Genomic DNA, 18056 nt, shown 5'->3' on the forward strand with positions numbered 1-18056 from the left:
CCGCAGGTCGGTAGCGTGCGGGCATGCCCAACTCCCTCGGGCGCACTCTGCTGTGCGCCACGGCTGCCGCGACACTCCTCGCGGCCCCGCTCGTCACCGTCACCGCAGCGACCGCGAACCCCGAGGGGAGTGGCCTCGTCATCGAGGAGGCCTACCTGAAGGCCGGCAGCAACGGTGCCTTCTACAACCAGAAGTTCATCGAGATCGGCAACCCGACCGACGCCCCGGTGTCGCTCGACGGCTGGTCGCTGCAGTACCGCTCGGCGACGAGCACCGGCGCCTTCTCGACGAGCGCGCTCGAGGGGACGGTGCCGGCCAAGGGCACGTTCCTGGTGTCGATGGCCGGCAACGGCGGCGCCACCCCGGTCGGCGCGGACCTGCCGACGGCGGACGACACCGCCTCGCTGAACCCCTCCGGAACCACGGGCACGCTCGTGTTGTCCGACGCCACCACGCCGGTGGCGCTCGCCGCGGGTCCCGTGACGACCGGCACCGCTGGCGTCGTCGACCTGCTCGGCTACGGCGCCTCGAACACCTTCGAGGGCACCGTGCGCACCGTCGAGGGTGCGAACGCCGTGCCGAACGGCCTGGTCCGCCAGGGCACCACGGACACCGACGACAACGGCGCGGACTTCTCGGTGACGACGACCCTGACCCCGCGGAACGCCGCGGGTGAGACGGCTGCGCCGACCGACCCGACGGAGCCCACCGACCCGACCGACCCGACGGACCCCGGCGCCCCTGCCGAGGCCGTTACCATCGCGCAGCTGCAGGGCACCACGGACACCTCGCCCTACACCGGCAAGAACGTCACCACCGACGGTGTCGTCACCGCGGTCTACGCGTCCGGCGGCTTCAACGGCTACACGATCCAGACCCCGGGGACCGGCGGCGCGATCGACTTCGGCACCCACACCGCGTCCGACGCCGTGTTCGTCTTCTCGTCCGCGACCGCCGGGCTGGTGGCCGAGGGCGACCACGTGCGGGTCACCGGTGCGGTCTCCGAGTACTTCGGCCTGACCGAGCTGACGGTGTCGGGGGCATCCTCGCTCGAAAAGCTCGGCGACGCCGTCGCCGCCCCGCAGCCCGCCGCGGTCGCGTTCCCGTCGTCGGACGCGCAGCGCGAGTCGCTCGAGAGCATGCTCATCGCCCCGCAGGGCTCCTACACCGTCGCCGACAACTACACGACGAACCAGTACGGCGAGGTCGTGCTCGCCAGCGGCGCCGGCCGGCTCGTCCAGCCGACCGAGGTCGGTCGCCCCGGCAGCGCCGAGGCGACGGCCGCCGCGGCGTCCAACGCTGCGCGCAAGGTCACGCTCGACGACGGCGCCAGCACCAACTTCCTGACGAAGGCCAACCAGGGCATCCCGGTGTCGTGGCTCACCCAGGGCCCGGTGACCGTCGGTGCGACCGCTACGTTCGAGGCACCGGTCGTCCTCGACTACCGCAACAGCGGGTGGAAGTTCCAGCCGACCGCGCCGATCACCGGTGCGACCCCGGCGGCGGACCTGCCCGCGTCGTTCTCGAACGTGCGGCAGGCGAAGCCGCAGGACGTCGGCGGCGACCTCAAGCTCGCCGGCTTCAACGTGCTGAACTACTTCCCGACCACGGGTGACCAGCTCACCGGGTGCTCGTACTACACCGACCGCGCGGGCGACCCCGTCACGGTGAACTCCGGCTGTGACGCCCGCGGTGCTGCTGAGGAAGAGGACTTCCTGCGCCAGCAGGTCAAGATCGTCAAGGCGATCAACGGCCTCGGTGCCGACGTCGTCTCGCTCGAGGAGATCGAGAACTCGGCGCGCTTCGGCCAGGACCGTGACGCCGCGGTCGCCACGCTCGTCGACGCCCTGAACGCCGCCACCGGCGAGGACACCTGGGCCTACGCGAAGTCGCCCGCGACCGTCCCGGCGAGCGAGGACGTCATCCGCCTCGCGCTCATCTACAAGCAGGACCGCGTCGAACCCGTCGGCGAGTCGACGATCCTGCTCGACGACGCGTTCACGAACGCCCGGCAGCCCGTCGCGGACGCGTTCCGCCCCGTCGGCGGCACCGCGGACGACGACTTCCTGGTGATCGCGAACCACTTCAAGTCGAAGGGCTCCGGCACCGGCGAGAACGCCGACCAGGGTGACGGCCAGGGCGCCTCGAACGCCGACCGGGTGCGGCAGGCGAAGGCCCTCGTGACCTTCTCCACCGACATGCAGGCGCAGTACGGCACCGACAAGGTGTTCATGCTCGGCGACTTCAACGCCTACAGCAAGGAGGACCCGGTGGTCGTCCTCGACGACGCCGGCTACACCGACCTCGGCCCGGCGCTCGACGCCACCGAGTACTCGTACGTGTTCTCCGGCCTGAGCGGGTCGCTCGACCACGTGTTCGCGTCCCCGGCCGCCACCGAGACGGTCACGGGGGTGGACATCTGGAACATCAACTCGGTCGAGTCGGTGGGTCTGGAGTACAGCCGCTACAACTACAACGCGTCGGACCTGTACACGGACGACGTGTTCCGCGCGAGCGACCACGACCCGATCCTGGTGGGCTTCGACCTCGATGCTGCGGGCACCGACCCGGGCACGGACCCGGGCACGGACCCCGGGACCGGCCCGACCCCGGTGCCGACCCCGACCCCGACGCCGGGTGACGGCGGCACGACCCCGACCCCGACGCCCACGTCGAAGCCGACCCCTGCTCCGACCCCGTCCGCTCCGGGCACGGTGCCGCCGGTGGGCCCGTCCGAGACCGGTCTGACCGACGCGAACCGCGGGAGCGTCTCGGCGCCGTCGTCGGCTCGTGCGGGGGAGACCATCACGGTCACGGTCGGCACGCAGTACGCGGGTGACGTCGTGAACGTGTGGCTGTACTCGACGCCGACGCTGCTCGGCACCGTGACGGTCGCTGAGGACGGCACGGTGCGCGTCACGATCCCGTCGGACACCCCCGCTGGTGCACACCGCCTCGCGGTGACGGCAGCGGACGGGAGCCTGATCGGGTGGACCCCGATCACGATCACCGCTGACGGGCAGCTCGCGTTCACGGGTGCGGAGGGCCTCGGTGCCGGAGCACTCCTCGCGTTCCTGCTGCTCGCCGCGGGTGCCGGTGTCCTGATCGTCCGCCGCAGGAGGACCGCGGCCGCCGCGGAGTAGTCCCCACGCCCCACGGGGGCACTTCGTGAGCAGGAATGGTCGGGTTCGCCGTGCGCGACCCGACCATTCCTGCTCACCATGCGGGGGTGGGCGCGACCCACGGACGGACGGGAGGCTCGTGGCGGGTTTGCCACGTGACTCCCGTCCGGCAGCGGCTGCGTTTGACCGACGCGACTCGCGTCGGCTAAGCTCTCACCTTGGTCTGTGCGCCACGCGCGCCGGACAGTCAGATGAGCCCTCCATCCGGGCGTTCCGCCGGCTTCTGCCGCGGGGAACCCCGACCGGAGTGGGATTCACGGACTCCTCACCTCGACACGAAAGCAGCACTCCTGTGACTCGCACGTTCTCACCGAAGCCGGCAGACGTCCAGCACGACTGGATCGTCATCGACGCGACCGACGTCGTCCTCGGCCGTCTCGCCACCCACGCCGCGGCGCTCCTGCGCGGCAAGCACAAGGCCACCTTCGCCCAGCACATGGACATGGGTGACTACGTCATCATCGTGAACGCCGACAAGGTCGCCCTGACCGGGTCGAAGCTCGCGAAGAAGGTCTACTACCGCCACTCGGGCTACCCGGGCGGCCTCACGGCGACCTCCTACCCGGAGATGCTCGAGAAGCACCCCACCCGCGCCGTCGAGAAGGCGATCCGCGGCATGCTGCCGAAGAACACCCTCGGTCGCGAGCAGCTCAAGAAGCTGAAGGTCTACGCCGGCGCGGAGCACCCGCACTCCGCGCAGCAGCCCAAGGCGTACATCTTCGACCAGGTCGCACAGTAGTTCCGGCCACGACGACTTCAAGGACATAGAGAAACTCATGGCTCAGATCGCTGATTCCCTCGACCAGACCCCGGAGAGCTTCACCACGGAGAGCGCACCCGCCGCTGCCGAGGCCGCTCCCCGTCAGATCCTCAACGTCTCCGGCGGTGCCGTCGGGCGCCGCAAGGAGGCCATCGCGCGCGTTCGCCTCGTTCCGGGCTCCGGCACGTTCGTCGTGAACGGTCGCTCGCTCGAGGACTACTTCCCGAACAAGCTGCACCAGCAGCTCATCAACGACCCGTTCAAGGTCCTCGAGCTCCTCGGCTCGTACGACGTCGTCGCCCGCATCACCGGTGGCGGCCCCTCGGGTCAGGCCGGCGCACTCCGCCTCGCCATCGCCCGCACCCTGAACGAGATCGACCGCGAGAACAACCGCGCGACCCTCAAGAAGGCCGGCTTCCTCACCCGTGACGCCCGCGTCATCGAGCGCAAGAAGGCCGGTCTCAAGAAGGCCCGCAAGGCTTCGCAGTTCTCGAAGCGCTAGTCGTCACCGGCTGAAGATCGCAATGCCGCGTCTGTTCGGTACCGACGGGGTTCGTGGTCTCGCCAACGGCGAGCTGACGGCCGCGCTCGCACTGGGTCTTGCCCAGGCGAGCGCGGCCGTCCTCACACACGGACACCATGCCGACGCCCGCCGGGCGTCCGGTCGACCGCGCCCGCGCGCGGTCCTCGCGCGTGACCCGCGCGTCTCCGGCGAGTTCCTCGGTGCCGCCGTCGCGGCCGGGCTCGCTTCCGCCGGCGTCGACGTGCTCGACGCCGGGGTCATCCCCACCCCCGCTGCGGCGTTCCTCGTCGCGGACATCGACGCCGACTTCGGCGTGATGATCTCCGCGTCGCACAACCCCGCCCCGGACAACGGGATCAAGTTCTTCGCCACGGGTGGTCGCAAGCTGCCGGACGAGGTCGAGGACCGCATCGAAGCGGCCATGCACGACCACTCCGCGCCGACCCCCACCGGCATCGACGTCGGCCGGATCACCCGGTTCGCCGACGCCGAGGACCGCTACGTCGTCCACCTGCTCGGCACGCTGCCGCACCGGCTCGACGGCATCCACGTCGTGCTCGACTGCGCCAACGGTGCTGCCGCCGGCGTCTCGCCCGAGGTGTTCGTGAACGCCGGGGCCCGCGTGACGCTCATCGGCGCCGAGCCCGACGGCTGGAACATCAACGACGGCGTCGGCTCGACCCACATCGACAACCTGTCCCGCGCCGTCCTGGCTGCCGGCGCGGACATCGGCATCGCGCACGACGGCGACGCCGACCGCTGCCTGGCGGTGGACGCCGCGGGCAACGCCATCGACGGTGACCAGATCATGGCGATCCTGGCGCTGTCGTTGCAGGAGCGCGGGCGGCTGAAGGACGACACCCTCGTCGCGACGGTCATGTCCAACCTCGGGCTGAAGCGTGCCATGGCGGATGCGGGCATCACCGTGATCGAGGCCGGCGTCGGCGACCGCTACGTGCTCGAGAAGATGAACGAGGGCGACTACTCCATCGGTGGCGAGCAGTCCGGCCACATCATCTTCAACGAGTACGCCACCACGGGTGACGGCATCCTGACCGGGCTGCACCTGGTCGCCGAGATGGCGCGCACCGGGAAGTCGCTGCAGGAGCTCGCCTCGTGCATGACGGTGTTCCCGCAGGTGCTGCTCAACGTGCGCGGGGTCGACCGGCACGGTCTCGCCGACCAGGGCGTGCAGGACGCGGTCGCCGCGGCTTCAGCAGCGCTCGGTGACACCGGTCGCGTCCTGCTCCGTCCGTCGGGCACCGAGCCGGTCGTGCGCGTGATGGTCGAGGCTGCCTCGCAGGACGATGCCCAGCGCATCGCCGAGGAGCTCGCCGCCGTCGTGCAGGAGCGCCTGGCGCTCGACGCCGCGTAGGGCGGGCGCGACTTCGCGCTGCGCGCGCGCCGCGTTCGCGCCCCGCTGCGGTCGTTGCGCCCCGACTCTTGGGGGCGCGACGCCCATACCGGGGTGCAAGCCCGCGCGCACCCGCGCGCGCCCGCGCTAGATCTTGCGGAGCAGGACCGAGTTCACCTTGTGGTCGGCGGCCTTCTTGAGCACCAGGGTCGCGCGGGACCGGGTCGGCAGGACGTTCTCGAGCAGGTTCGGTTCGTTGATCGCCCGCCAGACCTCGGTCGCCGTCCGCACCGCGTCGTCGCGCGACAGCGAGGCGAACCGGTGGAAGAAGGAGTCCGGGCTCGAGAACGCCTCTTCCTGCAGGGCCAGGAACCGGTCGACGTACCAGGCCTCGATGTCCTTGGTCTTGGCGTCGACGTAGATCGTGAAGTCGAACAGGTCGGACAGCGCGAGCCGCCCGTGCACCGGCGGGGCGAGCACGTTCAGGCCCTCGACGATGAGGATGTCCGGCTGGCGGACGACGATCTCGGCGTCCGGCACGATGTCGTAGACCAGGTGCGAGTAGTACGGCGCCCGTACCTCGGTCGCGCCGCTCTTCACCTGGCTGACGAACCGCAGCAGGGAGCGACGGTCGTAGGACTCCGGGAAGCCCTTCCGGTCCATGATCCCGCGACGCTCGAGCTCGGCGTTCGGGTACAGGAAGCCGTCGGTGGTCACCAGCTCGACCCGCGGGGTGTCCGGCCAGCGCTTCGTCAGCTCGCGGAGCAGTCGGGCGACGGTCGACTTGCCGACGGCGACGGAGCCCGCGACGCCGATGACGAACGGCGTGCGACCGGCGCGGTCACCCAGGAACGCCGATGTCGACGCGTGCAGGTTCCGTGCGCCGGCGGCGTAGAGCGTCAGCAACCGCGACAGTGGGAGGTAGACCTCCTGCACCTCCTGCATGTCCAACCGGTCGCCGAGACCGCGCAGCTGCACGATCTCGGTCTCGGTGAGGGACAGGTGCTCCTTGGGTGCGAGCTGCGACCACTCGTGCCGCGGGATCTCCACGAACGGGGTCGGGTGCGCGACGGCGGTCTCCGGGATCGGCATGGGGACGAGCGTACAGACGGGAGGCCCGGTGCAGGTGAGCTGACCGGCTCACCTGCACCGGGCCTCCCGTCCAGTGCTCGGTGTGCGTCCGCAGGACGCGGTGCGTCAGGCGGGCAGGGCGGCCTCGATGGCCGCGATCACCTCGGGGGCGTCCGGCTTCGTGGTCGGACGGAAGCGCGAGACGGTGCCGTCGGGTGCGACGAGGAACTTCTCGAAGTTCCAGCTGACCCGTCCGGCCTTGCCGTCGGCGTCCGGGGTCTCCTTGAGTGCCTGGTAGAGCGGGTGCGCGCTCTTGCCGTTCACCTTGACCTTCTCGGACATCGGGAAGGTGACGCCCCACGTGGTGGAGCAGTACTCGTCGATGGCCTCGTACGAGCCGAGCTCCTGCAGGAACTGGTTGCTCGGGAACCCGAGGACCGTGAAGCCGCGTGGGCCGTACTGCTTCTGGAGGGCCTCGAGCTGCTCGTACTGCGGAGCGAGACCGCACCGCGACGCGACGTTCACGACCAGCACCGCCTTGTCCGCGAACGAACCGAACGTGGTGTCCTCGCCGTGCAGCGTGGTGATGGCGATGTCGTCGAAGCGTCCCATGGCCGAAACGTTATCCCCAGCCCTGCTGCTTCGCAGGGTCCGCGCTCAGGCAGACCGTAGGATCGCTTCCATGTGTGGAATCGTCGGCTACGTCGGCAGCAACAGCAGCCAGGACGTCCTCCTCGGTGGCCTCCGTCGCCTCGAGTACCGCGGCTACGACTCGGCGGGCATCGCCGTGGTCGATCCTGCGGGGGACCTCGTCTCCGCCAAGAAGGCGGGCAAGCTCCAGGCCCTCGTCGACGAGCTCGAGTCGTCGCCGATCCCGGACGGCACCACGGGCATCGGGCACACCCGCTGGGCGACCCACGGCGGCCCGACGGACGGCAACGCCCACCCGCACCTGGCCGACGGCGACAAGCTCGCCCTCATCCACAACGGCATCATCGAGAACTTCTCCGAGCTGCGCGCCGAGCTGCAGGCCGAGGGCATCGAGTTCCGCAGCGAGACCGACTCCGAGGTCGCCGCGCACCTGGTCGGCCGGGCGTTCCGCGAGACCGGTGACCTGACCGCCGCCATGCAGCAGGCCGTGCAGCGACTGGACGGGGCGTTCACGCTCCTCGTCGTGCACGCCGACCAGCCCGGCGTCGTCGTCGGTGCCCGTCGCAACTCCCCGCTCGTGGTGGGCCTGGGCGACGGCGAGAACTTCATGGGCTCGGACGTCGCCGCGTTCGTCGCCTACACGCAGCGTGCGCTCGCGATCGGGCAGGACGAGATCGCCACGATCCGCCCCGACCGCGTCGACGTCATCCACTTCGACGGCACCCCGGCCACCCCGAGCGAGTTCGAGGTGAACTGGGACGCCTCCGCGGCCGACAAGGGCGGCTGGTCCTCGTTCATGGCGAAGGAGATCAGCGAGGAGCCCGAGGCCGTCGCCAAGACGATCCTCGGCCGCGTGCACGACGGTGCCGTCACCCTGACCGACCTCGACCCGATCGCCGAGCGCCTGGCCACGGTCGACCGCGTCATCGTGATCGCCTGCGGCACCGCTGCGTACGCCGGCATCCTCGGCAAGTACGCCATCGAGCAGTGGGCCCGGATCCCGGTCGAGGTCGAGCTCGCCCACGAGTTCCGCTACCGCGACCCGGTGCTGAACGACCGCACGCTCGTCGTCTCGATCAGCCAGTCCGGCGAGACGATGGACACGCTCATGGCCGTCAAGTACGCCCGCGAGCAGGGCGCGCAGGTGCTGTCGATCTGCAACACCCAGGGCGCGACGATCCCGCGCGAGTCCGACGCCGTGATCTACACGCACGCCGGGCCCGAGGTCGCCGTCGCGTCGACGAAGGCCTTCATCGCCCAGGGCGTTGCGCTGTACCTCCTGGGGCTGCACCTGGCCACCCTTTGCGGCACCATGACGGCGGAGCAGATCGCCGAGCAGGTCGCCGAGCTCGAGGGCCTGGCCCCGAAGCTGCAGCAGACCATCGAGGACGCCGCTGGCATCAAGGACCTGGCGCGCTGGATGGCGGACACCCGCAGCGTGCTGTTCCTCGGTCGCCACGTCGGCTACCCGATCGCGCTCGAGGGTGCGCTCAAGCTCAAGGAGCTCGCGTACATCCACGCCGAGGGCTTCGCCGCAGGTGAGCTCAAGCACGGCCCGATCGCGCTCATCGAGCCCGGACAGATCGTCTTCGTCATCGTGCCGTCGCCGCGTGACCCGCGGTCGCTGCACCCGAAGGTCGTTTCGAACATCCAGGAGATCCGCGCCCGTGGTGCTCGCGTGATCGCCATCGCGGAAGAGGGCGACGCCGCCGTGCTGCCCTTCGCCGACGAGGTGCTGCGCATCCCGCTCGCGACCCCGCTGTTCGAGCCGCTGCTCGCCGTGGCACCGCTGCACATGTTCGGTATGGAGCTCGCCGCGGCCAAGGGCCTCGACGTCGACCAGCCGCGCAACCTCGCGAAGTCGGTCACCGTCGAGTAGTCGCACGATGATCATCGGCATCGGGGTCGACGTGGTGGACCTGGAGCGGTTCGAACGGGTGCTGTCGCGCACGCCGGCGATGCGTGCGCGGTTGTTCACCCCGGCCGAGCAGGTCCGCGACGGCGAACAACGGCCGATCGCGTCGCTCGCTGCGCGGTTCGCGGCCAAGGAGGCCCTGATCAAGGCGTTCGGCTCCAGTGCGGGGCTCAGCTGGCAGGACCTCGAGGTCGTGTCGGACGACCAGCGCAACCCGTCGCTGACGCTGCACCAACAGGCGCGACAGGTGGCGGATGCGCGTGGCGTGACGAGCGTGCACCTGTCGCTCTCGCATGATGGAGGCATCGCGACCGCGTTCGTGGTCCTGGAGGGAACAACGAAGTGAGTGCGTTCACCGGCATCACGGTCGATCGTGAAGCGCTGATCGAGAACTACGCGACGATCGCCGAGCAGGTCGCACCGGCCGGCGTCATCGCGGTCGTGAAGGCCAACGCCTACGGCCACGGCGCGCTCGACGCCGCACGGGCCTTCGTCGACGCCGGTGCCGAGTGGCTCGGCGTCGCGGACATCGACGAGGCCGTCGCGCTCCGTCAGGGCGGCATCGACGAGGACGTCCGGATCCTCGCGTGGTTGCACGCCCCCGACGAGGACTTCCGCCGGGCAGCGCAGTACGGCATCACCCCGGCGGTGTCGAGCGTCGAGCAGTTGTCCGCCGCTGCCGACTCCGAGGTCGGCGCCGTGCACGTCTGCGTCGACACCGGCCTGAGCCGCAACGGTGCGGTCGAATCCGAGTGGACCGAACTCTTCGCGACCGCCGGGGCTCTCGCCCGTGGTGGCAACCGCACCCGTGTCGAGGGGCTGATGTCGCACCTGTCGAACGCGTCGCGCACGGACGACCTCGACCAGGACGCAGCACTGCAGCGCGCACTCGACGGCCTCGCCGCCAACGGCATCGTGCCCGACCTGGTGCACCTCGCCGCGAGCGCCGCGAGCATCGCCGTGCCGGAGACGCGCCGCGACCTGTCCCGCGTCGGACTCGCCCTGTACGGCCTGAGCCCGTTCACCGACCGCACGTCGGCCGACCTCGGCCTCCGCCCCGCGATGCGTGTGACCGCTGCCGTGCTCCGCACCGTCGACGTCCGCGCCGGCGAGGGCGTGTCCTACGGCTACACCTGGCGGGCGTCGACCGACACCCGCCTCGCCGTCATCGGCCTCGGGTACGCCGACGGCTTCGACCGCGACTTCGGCAACCGGGTCTCGGTCCGCATCGGCGACCGCACGTTCCCGGTGGTCGGCCGGGTCGCGATGAACGCCATGCACGTGGACATCGGCGACGCCGACGTCAGCATCGGCGACGAAGCCGTGCTCTGGGGCGACCCGGCGAACGGCGACCCCGCGGTCGAGGACTGGGCCGCCGCGATCGGCACCATCAACTACGAGGTGGTCGCCCGGGTCGGCCACAGCGTGCACCGGAGGACGACGTGAGCTCCGCACCCCTGCGCCAGGCACGGATCGACCTGGACGCCTACCGCGCGAACCTCGACCTGGTCCGCGAGTGGATGGACCCCGTCGCGGTCATGGCGATCATGAAGGCCGACGCCTACGGCCACGGTCTCGAGCCGATCGCGCTCGCCGCGGTGGACGCCGGCATCCGCTGGATCGGGGTGCTCACGGTCCCCGCGGCCCTGCGTCTGCGGTCGATCGGCGTCGGTGAGGACGTCCACCTCTTCACCTGGCAGCACGACCCCGCCCTGGACTTCCGCGACGCCATCGACTCCGCCGTCGACCTCGGTGTCTCGAACGTGCCGGAGCTGCGGCGCGTCATCGACGCCGTCGACCAGCGACCCGCGCGCGTGCACCTCGGCTTCGACTCCGGGCTGCACCGCGACGGAGCGACCCCGGCGGCCTGGCCGGCGCTCGTGTCGCTCGCGCTGGACGCCCAGCGCGCCGGCCGCATCGAGGTCGTCGCGGCGTACACGCACCTGGCGGAGTCCTCGGACCAGGACGACGCCGACGCCGTGGCGCTCTTCGACGCCGCCGTGGAGCAGGCCGACGACCTCGGGCTCGACCTCCCGATGGAGCACGTCGCCGCCTCGCTCGCCGGGTTGGAGCGCAAGGAGTTCCGCAAGGACATGGTCCGGATGGGCGCCAACTTGTTCGGCATCCCCGGCGCGGACGGTGTCTCGGCGGCCGACCTCGGGCTCGAACCCGTGATGACCCTGACGGCGTCGGTCGCGAAGACCAAGCGGGTGCCCGTCGACACCGGCGTCTCGTACGACTACACGTACCGCACCGCCTCGGAGACCACCCTCGCGCTCGTGCCCGTCGGGTACGCGGACGGCGTCCCCCGTCTGGCGCAGGGCCGCATCGAGGTCGCGATCGGCGGCAAGCGCTACCCGGTCGCCGGCCGTGTGGCCATGGACCAGTTCCTGGTCGACGTCGGCGACGACGACGTCCGCACCGGCGACACCGTGACCCTGTTCGGCACCGGCGAGCACGACGAGATGACCGTCCTCGACTGGGGCCGTGCGCTCGGCACCATCGGCGAGGAGATCGTCTGCCGCATCGGGCCCCGCGTGCCACGGTTCTACGAGGGTCACGACATCGAGGGACACGTCGGGGAGTACCTGCGGGGCGACCAGTCGTGACCGGCGCCGCTCGGGTCCTGCTGGACATGGCCGTCGACAGCACCGATGCGATGGGCCAGCTCGGGGCGCGGCTGGCCGCGGTCCTGCGTGCCGGGGACCTGGTCGTGCTGACCGGGCCGCTCGGCGCCGGCAAGACGACGCTGACCCGTGGCCTCGGCGCTGCTCTCGGCGCGCGTGGCCAGGTGTCGAGCCCGACCTTCGTCCTCGCCCGGACGCACCCCACCAACGCCGGCCCGGACCTGGTGCACGTCGACGCCTACCGGCTGTCCGACCCCGTCGAGCTCGACGACCTCGACCTCGACTGGGATGCGTCGATCGTCGTGGTCGAGTGGGGCCGCGGCATGGTCGACGGCATCAGCGACAGCGTGCTCGACGTCGAGATCACCCGGGCCACCGGAGCCGACGCGGCCGACCGCGGGGCCGACGACGACGTCGATCCCGACGACGTGACCGACGAGCCGCGCCGGGTCGTCGTCACCGCGACGGGCCCGCGCTGGACGGGCGTCGACCTCTGACTCTGCAGCGCGTGGACACCGGTGCGGTCGACGACCTCCGCACCTTCCTCGTCGGTGCCGACCTGACCGTCGCTGGTCTCGACCGTGCTGGTCTCGACCCTGCCGGTCTCGAGCCGACCGTCCGGCTGTGGGTCAACCGTGCCGACGACGGCCGCGTGGTCGGCAGCACCGGGTACGAGACGAGAGCCGACGGTGTCCACGTGCTCGTCCGCAGCGTGGCGGTGGCGCCGCACCTCCGGGGGCTCGGCCATGGCACCCGACTCGCACGCTTCGCCGTCGACCACGCCGCGACCACGGGCGCGCGACGGGCGTGGCTGTTCTCGCGGCGCTCCGGTCCGTTCTGGCAGTCGCTCGGGTTCACCCCCGCCGACCGTGACGACCTGGCGGCCGTGATGGCCGACACGCACCAGGTCCGGTCGTTCCGGCGGACCGGGCAGTTCGCGCACGAGGTCGCCTGGTCCCTCGACCTGACCGCAGTGTGAGCCGGCACGGCCTGGCGACAGCGGGCGTCCCGGTGCCGCCCAGCCGGCGCCGGGAGGATGCGGTGTGCCGACGCTCATCGTGACCGCCCACCTGGCGGCCGAGGGGTTCGACCCGCGGTTCACGCTGGCCGACCGGCACACCTACCGGACCGGCACGGACGCCCCGGCCGACGTCGTCGCCGAGCAGCAGCGCATCGACCGCGCCACCGACCTCGTCCTCGTGTTCCCGGTCTGGTGGTGGTCCGTGCCCGCGGTGCTCAAGGGGTGGATCGACCGCGTGTTCGTGAACGGCTGGGCGTTCGACGTCGACCCGCACGGCGGCATCCGTCGGGCGCTCGGACGGCTCACCGTCCACCTGGTGCCGATCGCAGGTGACGACGCCGGCGTGTACGAACGGCACGGGTACGCCGAGGCACTCCGGACGCAGGTCGAGCACGGGATCGTCGACTTCTGCGGTGCCCGCCGGGGCGCCACTGTGTTCGTGCACGACTCCGAGACCGAGGACGCCGAGGCCCGCGAGCGCGCGGTCGCCGCGGCGGTGGAGGGTGTCCGTCGGGCGGTCGTCGACCGTGAGCCGGCCGGCGCACGGTAGCCTCGCAGCAGATCTGGTGAGCGCGAACGGGGGGAACCATGCGCATCGTCCTCGACACCGGCGGCTTCAGCGACGTGGAGGTCGGCACGGTGGACCGTGACGACACCGAGTTGGTGTTCCGGTCGCCCGCAGGAGCGGTCGTGGCACGCCATCCGGTGACTGCCGTCGCCTGCCTGGACGTCCGGGCGACCGGCCCGCAGTCGACGCCGACGCCGGCGCCGGCCGTCGCCACGACGTCCGGAACGGACGAAGCACCGTCCCCGCTGGTGGTCCGGGCTGCACCGACCGGCAACCCGCAGGTCGACGCTGCTCGGCTCGACCGGCCCGCCGCCTACGCGCCGTGGACGCAGCAGGAGGACACTGGGCTCGAGGCGATGACGGCCGCGGGGATGTCCGTGGCGGACGTCGCGATCGTCCTGCGTCGCCAAGACGGCGGTGTGCGGTCCCGGCTGCGGCACCTCCGAGAAGCAGCGGACGAGGCCGCGACGCGTACGGGCGCGACGTCGCCCACCAGCACGGTCCGTTTCGACTAGCCGCCGCGCCTGGCTCCTGCGCCCCGCGGCCCCGGGACGGCTCAGCACATCGGGACCGTCTCGTGACGCTTCTGCCGCCAGGGGGGCGGTGCGTCCTCGCCGTTCCAGACCTGCACAATGCCCGAGTCGGCTGCGATGAGCGAGACCGCGAGCAGCGCACCCGTCACCCCGCCGAGCACGGTACCCGCCGTCAGCCCGATCAGGATGACGAGGCCGTGCAGGCTGTGTGTCCGGACGACAGCGAAGGACTCGCCTTCGCTCGTCGGGCGTTGGACCTCCTGCACGGGGCTTGAGGCGGATCGCGACGTCCAGTGATCCATCTGCAGAGCCGGGGCGACGCTCCCGAGACAGCATGACGGATCGAACGTCCCCGCGCTCCCCACGTGCGGGTGCTTGGAAGTTCGACCCGAAGTTATAGGGCGGAGGGTACTTTGCTTATGATGACAGGATGCGCCGAGAAGACTTCCGTTCAGATCGGTTCGGCACGCTCACGACGCGTCCGTTGTCCGAGTGGCCGCACGCCTACTTCTTGCCTGCACCCCTCCCACGCGAACTCGTCCTCGAGCCCGTGACGAACGCTGCGGTGTCACGCGCCGACATCGCCATCGGCCGGTTGGCCGGGCTCGGGCAGCTCGTGCAGGAGCCGGAACTGCTGCTCGGCCCATCCATGGCACAGGAAGCCCTTGCGAGCTCGCGGATCGAGGGCACACAAGCGTCGCTGAGCGATGTGCTCAGCGTCGAGAACGGCGACGAGATCCTGGACGACGACCTTCGTGAGGTCGACAACTACCTACGAGCGGCGCGCGAGGGCGTCGACCTCCTCGCGGACCTGCCGATCACGCAGCGGTTCATCTGCGCGCTGCACGAGACCCTCATGCGCGACGTGCGCGGCGACGAGAAGTCTCCTGGAGAGCTCCGCCGCTCGCCGGTCTGGATCGGATCACCGAACGCTCGGCCCGAAACCGCACGCTTCATCCCACCGCACCAGGACCACCTGCCGGACACGCTCGACGACTGGGAGCGGTTCGTGAACGGACGGTTGGACACGATGTCGGTGACCGTGAAGTGTGCGCTGCTGCACTACCAGTTCGAGACGATCCACCCGTTCCTCGACGGTAACGGCCGGATCGGCCGGCTCCTGATCGGTTTCTCGCTCATCGCGGACGGCATCCTGCCGGCGCCGATCCTGCACATCTCGGGCTACTTCGAACAGCACCGCACGGAGTACTACGAGCGGTTGCAGGCTGTCCGGGAGCGCGGGGAGGTGGACGAGTGGATCCAGTTCTTCGCGGAGGCGGTGACCGTCCGGGCGAACGACAGCGCCGAACGGATCCGGAAGCTCGTCGAGATCCGCGAGCGGTACCGCCTGGCCTCGCGAACGGAGCGTTCGGCCCTCCCTGGGCTCGTCGACGTGGTCTTCAGGAACCCGGTCGTGACGGTCACGTCCGTCCGGCGTGCGCTCGACGTCTCGCAGCCGACGGCCTCGTCCCTCCTCCGCCGCGCGGAGGAGTACGGCTGGCTCCGGTCGCTGGGGCGTTCGGGCCGAGGCGGACGCGAGCGGTGGCGTGCCGACGAGATCTGGAACGCGGTCGCTGGCAGCCTCGACGAGACCTGATCCCACCCCGCCTACGATGGACGGGTGCTCCTCGCCATCGACACCTCCGCCGGAACCTCCGTGGCCGTCGTCGACCCCGCCACCGGCAAGCCCCTCGCCACCCGCGACACCGAGGACAGTCGCCGGCACGCCGAGGTGATCGGCCCGTTCCTGGCCGAGGCGCTCGCCGAGGCCGGCATCACTGGCGCGGACGTCACGGGCGTGGTCGCCGGCATGGGCCCCGGCCCGTTCACCGGTCTGCGCGTCGGGATCGCCGCCGCCCGCACCTTCGCCGCCGCGGTCGGCGTGCCCGTCCTGCCACTCGTCAGCCACGACGCGGTCGCGGCCGACGAGCGCGACGGGCGACGAGACGGACCGTTCGTCGTCCTGACGGACGCCCGCCGGCGCGAGGTCTACTGGAGCGCGTACGACCAGACCGGCACGCGTGTTGCGGGTCCGGGTCTCGCCAGGCCGGCCGATCTCGACGAGGCGATCCGTGCCTCCCGGCCCGAAGCGGTGGGCTGGGACCGCGTGACGGCCCTGTCCATCCCTGCCTGGAGGCTCGGATCACTCGCCGCGGACCGCCTGCGGTCCGGCGCGGGGTTCGACCAGGACACCCCCCTCTACCTGCGGGAACCCGACGTCACGGTGCCGGGTGCGCCGAAGCGGGTGAAGCAGTGACGGTGCGGGACGGGCTCCGCCTGCGGCGGGCGCACCCGCAGGACCTCGACGACATCATGTGGCTCGAGCACGTCTCGTTCCCGGCGGACGCCTGGTCGGCGTCGCAGATGTCGGGCGAGCTGTACTCGCCGCACGGGTACTACGTCGTCGTCGAGACCGTCGACGAATCGGCAGCGCCGTCGGTCGTCGGGTACGCCGGACTGTCCTCGCTGGCGGGCAACCCGGTCGCTGACGTGCAGACCATCGCGGTCGCAGCCGAGCAGCGCGGCAAGGGACTCGGGCGGGTGCTGTTCACGGAACTCCTCGACGAGGCCCGTCGCCGCGGTGTGCGCGAGGTGTTCCTCGAGGTCCGCGCCGACAACCCCGTCGCGCAGTCGATGTACACGGCGTTCGGGTTCGAGCACATCGCGACCCGGCCGCGGTACTACCAGCCGGACGGCGTCGACGCGTGGGTGATGCGGGCGGAGCTGCCGGTCGCAGCAGACGCGGCCACGACGCCGACGACCGTCGGCCCGATCGGACAGGAGGCGCTCGATGAGCGTGGCTGAACCGCTGGTGCTCGGCATCGAGACGAGCTGCGACGAGACGGGTGTCGGGATCGTGCGGGGGAGCACCCTGCTCGCGAACGTCATCGCGTCGAGCATGGACGAGCACGCTCGGTACGGCGGCGTCGTGCCCGAGGTCGCCGCACGCGCGCACCTCGAGGCGATGACCCCGACGCTGCACGAGGCACTCGAGCGGGCCGGGGTCACCCTCGACGAACTCGACGCCGTCGCGGTCACCGCCGGGCCGGGTCTGGCGGGCGCGCTCATGGTCGGGGTGGGTGCCGCGAAGGCGCTCGCCGTCGCCACCGGCAAGCCCCTGTACGGCGTGAACCACCTGGTCGGGCACGTCGGTGCCGACGTCCTGCGCACGGACGGCAGCGACATCGAGCTGCCGACGATCGCACTGCTGGTGTCCGGCGGGCACACCTCGCTGCTGCTCGTGAAGGACCTGGTCGGCGACGTCGAACTGCTCGGCGAGACCATCGACGACGCCGCGGGTGAAGCGTTCGACAAGGTCGCACGGCTGCTCGGCCTGCCGTACCCCGGCGGGCCGCAGATCGACCGCGCCGCGGCGGACGGCGACCCGAAGGCCATCCGGTTCCCCCGCGGCCTGACGTTGCCGAAGGACCTGGCCGCGCACCGGTACGACTTCTCGTTCTCCGGGCTGAAGACCGCCGTCGCGCGCTGGGTCGAGCGCTGCCGCGACGAAGGGCGCGAGGTCCCCGTGGCCGACGTCGCCGCGAGTTTCCGAGAAGCCGTCGTCGACGTCCTGCTGACCAAGGCCCTGAACGCGTGCCGCGACACCGGCGTGGACCGGCTCCTGCTCGGTGGCGGTGTGGTCGCGAACGCTCGGCTGCGGCAGGTCGCCGAGGAGCGGTGCGCCGCTGCGGGGGTGCAGCTGCGGATCCCGCCGTTCGACCTGTGCACGGACAACGGCGCCATGATCGCGGCCGTCGGCGCACGCCTGGTCGCCGAGGGGCACGCGCCGAGCGACCTCGGGATCGCGGCCGACTCGACGTTGCCGGTCACGACCGTCCAGGTCTGAACCG

General features: G+C 71.2%; 19 protein-coding genes. 16 read left to right on the forward strand and 3 right to left on the reverse strand.

What is annotated here, in order from left to right; all coding sequences use genetic code 11:
* The first annotated feature begins 23 nt into the window (after positions 1-23).
* From EDF31_RS09520 to glmM, 4 genes are all read left to right on the forward strand, one after another.
* A complete protein-coding gene (locus tag EDF31_RS09520) occupies positions 24-3143 on the forward strand; it encodes an ExeM/NucH family extracellular endonuclease (RefSeq protein WP_207896160.1) in 3120 nt (1039 codons plus the stop codon).
* 331 nt (positions 3144-3474) lie between these two features.
* Entirely contained in the window at positions 3475-3921 is a 447-nt protein-coding gene (gene rplM / locus EDF31_RS09530; RefSeq protein ID WP_071259898.1) for a 50S ribosomal protein L13, read from the forward strand.
* A 37-nt stretch (positions 3922-3958) separates the two neighbouring features.
* Entirely contained in the window at positions 3959-4444 is a 486-nt protein-coding gene (gene rpsI, locus EDF31_RS09535) for a 30S ribosomal protein S9 (protein WP_111083442.1), read from the forward strand.
* A gap of 22 nt (positions 4445-4466) precedes the next feature.
* A complete protein-coding gene (gene glmM, locus EDF31_RS09540; RefSeq protein WP_123936954.1) occupies positions 4467-5840 on the forward strand; it encodes a phosphoglucosamine mutase in 1374 nt (457 codons plus the stop codon).
* A gap of 126 nt (positions 5841-5966) precedes the next feature.
* On the opposite strand, the gene coaA is transcribed toward glmM, so the two are convergent.
* Both coaA and EDF31_RS09550 read right to left on the reverse strand, forming a co-directional pair.
* Positions 5967-6911 (reverse strand): type I pantothenate kinase, encoded by a 945-nt coding sequence (coaA, locus tag EDF31_RS09545; RefSeq protein ID WP_123339480.1) that lies wholly within the window; start codon positions 6909-6911, stop codon positions 5967-5969.
* Positions 6912-7016: 105 nt separating this feature from the next.
* Positions 7017-7502, reverse strand: coding sequence for a glutathione peroxidase (locus EDF31_RS09550; protein ID WP_131845959.1), 486 nt, complete (start codon positions 7500-7502; stop codon positions 7017-7019).
* Positions 7503-7572: 70 nt separating this feature from the next.
* Here EDF31_RS09550 and glmS point away from each other — a divergent pair, with 70 nt between their 5' ends.
* The 8 genes from glmS (at position 7573) to EDF31_RS09590 (ending at position 14187) form a co-directional block, all read left to right on the forward strand.
* Complete coding sequence (glmS, locus tag EDF31_RS09555; RefSeq protein WP_131845960.1) at positions 7573-9420, forward strand: glutamine--fructose-6-phosphate transaminase (isomerizing); 1848 nt, start codon at positions 7573-7575, stop codon at positions 9418-9420.
* Between the two features lie 7 nt (positions 9421-9427).
* Positions 9428-9802 carry a holo-ACP synthase gene (locus EDF31_RS09560; protein WP_123293157.1) on the forward strand — a complete coding sequence of 125 codons (375 nt, stop codon included), beginning with the start codon at positions 9428-9430 and terminating at the stop codon, positions 9800-9802.
* Positions 9799-10902, forward strand: a complete 1104-nt coding sequence (gene alr / locus EDF31_RS09565) for an alanine racemase (RefSeq protein WP_131845961.1) — start codon at positions 9799-9801, stop codon at positions 10900-10902. The genes EDF31_RS09560 and alr (EDF31_RS09565) overlap by 4 nt, the downstream gene beginning before the upstream one ends.
* Positions 10899-12065, forward strand: coding sequence for an alanine racemase (gene alr / locus EDF31_RS09570; RefSeq protein WP_165901382.1), 1167 nt, complete (start codon positions 10899-10901; stop codon positions 12063-12065). The genes alr (EDF31_RS09565) and alr (EDF31_RS09570) overlap by 4 nt, the downstream gene beginning before the upstream one ends.
* On the forward strand, positions 12062-12580 hold the full coding sequence (tsaE, locus tag EDF31_RS09575; RefSeq protein WP_243649958.1) for a tRNA (adenosine(37)-N6)-threonylcarbamoyltransferase complex ATPase subunit type 1 TsaE: 519 nt from the start codon (positions 12062-12064) through the stop codon (positions 12578-12580). The genes alr (EDF31_RS09570) and tsaE overlap by 4 nt, the downstream gene beginning before the upstream one ends.
* Positions 12581-12591: 11 nt before the next feature.
* The gene (locus tag EDF31_RS09580) at positions 12592-13062 is read left to right on the forward strand and encodes a GNAT family N-acetyltransferase (protein ID WP_131845962.1); all 471 of its coding nucleotides are present in this window, start codon (positions 12592-12594) and stop codon (positions 13060-13062) included.
* Positions 13063-13126: 64 nt separating this feature from the next.
* Positions 13127-13654 (forward strand): NAD(P)H-dependent oxidoreductase, encoded by a 528-nt coding sequence (locus tag EDF31_RS09585; protein WP_131845963.1) that lies wholly within the window; start codon positions 13127-13129, stop codon positions 13652-13654.
* Positions 13655-13692: 38 nt separating this feature from the next.
* Positions 13693-14187: a hypothetical protein gene (locus EDF31_RS09590; RefSeq protein WP_131845964.1), complete on the forward strand. Its 495-nt coding sequence runs from the start codon at positions 13693-13695 to the stop codon at positions 14185-14187.
* A 41-nt stretch (positions 14188-14228) separates the two neighbouring features.
* Here EDF31_RS09590 and EDF31_RS09595 read toward each other — a convergent pair whose 3' ends face one another.
* Positions 14229-14471, reverse strand: coding sequence for a hypothetical protein (locus EDF31_RS09595; RefSeq protein WP_131845965.1), 243 nt, complete (start codon positions 14469-14471; stop codon positions 14229-14231).
* A 164-nt stretch (positions 14472-14635) separates the two neighbouring features.
* On the opposite strand from EDF31_RS09595, the gene EDF31_RS09600 reads away from it, so the two are divergent.
* The 4 genes from EDF31_RS09600 to tsaD are packed head-to-tail and all read left to right on the forward strand — an operon-like array spanning position 14636 to position 18052.
* A complete protein-coding gene (locus EDF31_RS09600; RefSeq protein ID WP_131845966.1) occupies positions 14636-15802 on the forward strand; it encodes a Fic family protein in 1167 nt (388 codons plus the stop codon).
* A 24-nt stretch (positions 15803-15826) separates the two neighbouring features.
* Entirely contained in the window at positions 15827-16462 is a 636-nt protein-coding gene (tsaB, locus tag EDF31_RS09605; protein WP_131845967.1) for a tRNA (adenosine(37)-N6)-threonylcarbamoyltransferase complex dimerization subunit type 1 TsaB, read from the forward strand.
* A complete protein-coding gene (rimI, locus tag EDF31_RS09610; protein WP_243649960.1) occupies positions 16459-17010 on the forward strand; it encodes a ribosomal protein S18-alanine N-acetyltransferase in 552 nt (183 codons plus the stop codon). The genes tsaB and rimI overlap by 4 nt, the downstream gene beginning before the upstream one ends.
* Entirely contained in the window at positions 16997-18052 is a 1056-nt protein-coding gene (gene tsaD / locus EDF31_RS09615) for a tRNA (adenosine(37)-N6)-threonylcarbamoyltransferase complex transferase subunit TsaD (protein ID WP_111083431.1), read from the forward strand. The genes rimI and tsaD overlap by 14 nt, the downstream gene beginning before the upstream one ends.
* Positions 18053-18056: the final 4 nt, after the last annotated feature.

This window comes from Curtobacterium sp. PhB142 (assembly GCF_004341255.1).
Classification (GTDB): Bacteria; Actinomycetota; Actinomycetes; order Actinomycetales; family Microbacteriaceae; genus Curtobacterium.